This is a genomic window from Candidatus Cloacimonadota bacterium (genome assembly GCA_011372345.1).
Lineage (GTDB): Bacteria > Cloacimonadota > Cloacimonadia > Cloacimonadales > TCS61 > DRTC01.
The window spans coordinates 1-2,759 of the sequence record DRTC01000232.1 but is presented as its reverse complement, the minus strand read 5'-3'; the positions used below and the strand labels follow the sequence as shown (position 1 = coordinate 2,759).

General features: G+C 35.0%; 1 protein-coding gene. It reads right to left on the bottom strand.

The window, feature by feature from the left end; genetic code table 11:
- Positions 1–492: 492 nt before the first annotated feature.
- The gene (locus ENL20_04485; protein ID HHE37812.1) at positions 493–2,604 is read right to left on the bottom strand and encodes a S9 family peptidase; all 2,112 of its coding nucleotides are present in this window, start codon (positions 2,602–2,604) and stop codon (positions 493–495) included.
- Positions 2,605–2,759 lie beyond the last annotated feature (155 nt).

Here is a 2,759-nt window from a genome sequence, read left to right as displayed (position 1 = left end):
GTAATATATTCTCCGAATTTTTCTTCCATATCGATAGCTGTGATCTTATCGAAACTTTTAAAGGATTTTATTAGTTGGATGAATTCTCCGGCTCCGGTTGCCGCATCGAGAACATTTCCACCTTCAATTTCGGATAATTTTTTTTCTAATTTTTTCATAATTTGTATCACAATCAATCATGGTTGTGTCCGTAAAACAATTTGCCAAATTGTTAAATCACTTCAGCAAATTATTATTGATTCGGAGAATCATAATTACAACGAAACAGAGTTTCGTGTTACATCTCAAACAGGATTGTTTGAGTTACAGTAGCTCGGGACTTGTTCCAAGGCAAACATATCTAAATCCAACTATGACTGGACTTCATAATCCGGCAATTGCAGAACGATGGAGTTCAGTTTTAATATTTTGAAAAGTTCTGAACTCAACTCCGAATAAATTCGTTGTTAAGTCCAGTCCTTTTTCTGTTCGTTTTGTTAGTTTTGTTCGTTGCTATTTCTCTATCCCGAAAATATCGAAAATAAAAGCATATTTAAAAGCAACTTCCTTATAATAATCAAATCTTCCGGAAGCTCCACCATGACCTGCAGACATATCTGTTTTGAGTAGAAGCAGATTATTATCTGTTTTATGGTTTCTAAGTTTCGCAGTCCATTTTGCCGGTTCCCAATAATTTACCCGCGGATCATGAAACCCGGCAAGAACCAGAATATTCGGATAATTTTTTGACTGAACATTTTGATAGGGACAATATGAGCGAATATAATCGAAATATATCTTATCATTCGGATTTCCCCATTCGTCATATTCTGAAACTGTGGCGGAAAGCGTCGGATCGAGCATCGTATTCAGAACATCCACGAAAGGAACATCGGCAATCACAACTTTGAAAAGATCGGGTCGCATATTCGTAACTGCTCCGACCAGCAATCCGCCGGCACTTCCACCTTCGATCACCAGCTTTTCCGGATCTGTATAATTTTCCGAAATCAGATATTCGGCACATGCTATAAAATCTGTGAAAGTATTCTTCTTATTCAGCATTTTTCCCTGATCATGCCATTCTTTTCCAAATTCTCCACCTCCGCGAACATGAGCGATCGCATAAATAAATCCTCTATCCAAAAGGCTTAATCTGGAGATCGAAAAATACGGATCACTGGCGTCTCCATAAGAACCATAAGCATCGAGCAACAGAAGATTTGGTTCATTTTTCCGATAAAGGTCTTTCTTAAAAAGAAGAGAAATGGGAATAGAAGTACCATCTTCTGCTTTTGCATAAATTCTTACAGAATAATATTTTTCAGGATCATAACCACCAATGATCTGTTGTCGTTTTTTGATTATCCTTTCTCTTGTTTTCATATTAAAATCATAAATCGAATAAGGAGTAACCATCGATTCATAATAAAATCTGAGGATTTCAGTATCAAAAGTCCAATTTCCGGTTGGACTGAAAGAATAGATCGGTTCAGGAAATTCCACATAATAATCCTTTCCGGAATTCATATTCAGAATCCTCAATTTCCTGATTCCCTTTTCTCTTTCAAAAAGAACCATATAATCTTTGAAAAGTTGGAATCTGATATTAACGGAATCCCGATGAGCAATGAATTCTTTCCAATATTTTTGGTCAGGATTATCGACGGAAGTAACCATGATCTTATTATTTTTGGAATTATCTGCGTTCATCCAAATATAAAATTTATCTTTTCTATGTTCGATATAATATTTCATTCCGGGTTGTCTTTTTTGCATAACTCGAAACTTTCCGAATGGATTATCTGCTTTTAGAAACCAATTCTCTCGAGTAGTTTTACTACCAGAACAGATAATTATATATTCTTCGCTAGTGGTCTCGGTAGTCCAGACATAAAATGCTTTATCTTTTTCGTGAAAGATAAGTTCATCGTTATCCGGATTTGTTCCCAAAGAATGACGAAAAACCTGATAACTTCTTCCGGTTTCATCTTCTATAGTATAAAAGAAAGTTTTATTATCGCTTGCCCAGGTTAGATCATCTGCCGGGAAAAAAGTCTCCTTCAGGTTTTTACTTGTTTGGAGATCTTTTATGTAAATTGTATATTTTTCTGCTCCGGTTGTATCAGCAGCATAAGCCAGATATTTATGATTGGGACTGATACTGAATTCGGAAATGGAGAAATAAGAATGTCCCTTTGCCAACTCATTTGCATCGAGATAAATCTCTTCAGGAGATTCCAAATTCCATTTTTTTCGACAGTAAATCGAATATTGTTTATCCTTTTCTTTACGCGAATAATAGTAAAAACTATCTGATTTCACGGGAACTGTCAGGTCATCTTTTTTGATGCGTCCGGTAATTTCATTGAATAGTTCATGCTGAAACTTTTCAGTATGTTTCATCATCTTTTCAGTATATTCATTTTCCGCTTTGATGTAATTTATCACATCAATATCAGTTCGGGATTTGTCTTTCAACCAGTGATAATTATCAACTAGTTCAACTCCATGTTTGATAGTTGTATGAGGTATAATTTTAGCTTTTGGCGGTTCAGGTTTTTTTTCTGTGCATGAAATAAATAAAAAAAAGATGATCGGATAAAGCAGAAAAAATCGTTTCATTTTCCCTCTTATAAATTCTCCGGTTCTGTAATACAGAACCTATTAATATGACACTTAACTTATTATTTTCTATACCATTAAAGCACTTTTGGGAAATCTCCCCTAAAAACAAGACCGGTTTGATCTGTTTCTGGGATATGCCTTAAAAAATCCAT

What these genes read in the sequence shown, in the direction of transcription:
- ENL20_04485 (HHE37812.1), bottom strand. Translation starts at nt 2,604, where the DNA reads ATGAAACGATTTTTTCTGCTTTATCCGATCATCTTTTTTTTATTTATT.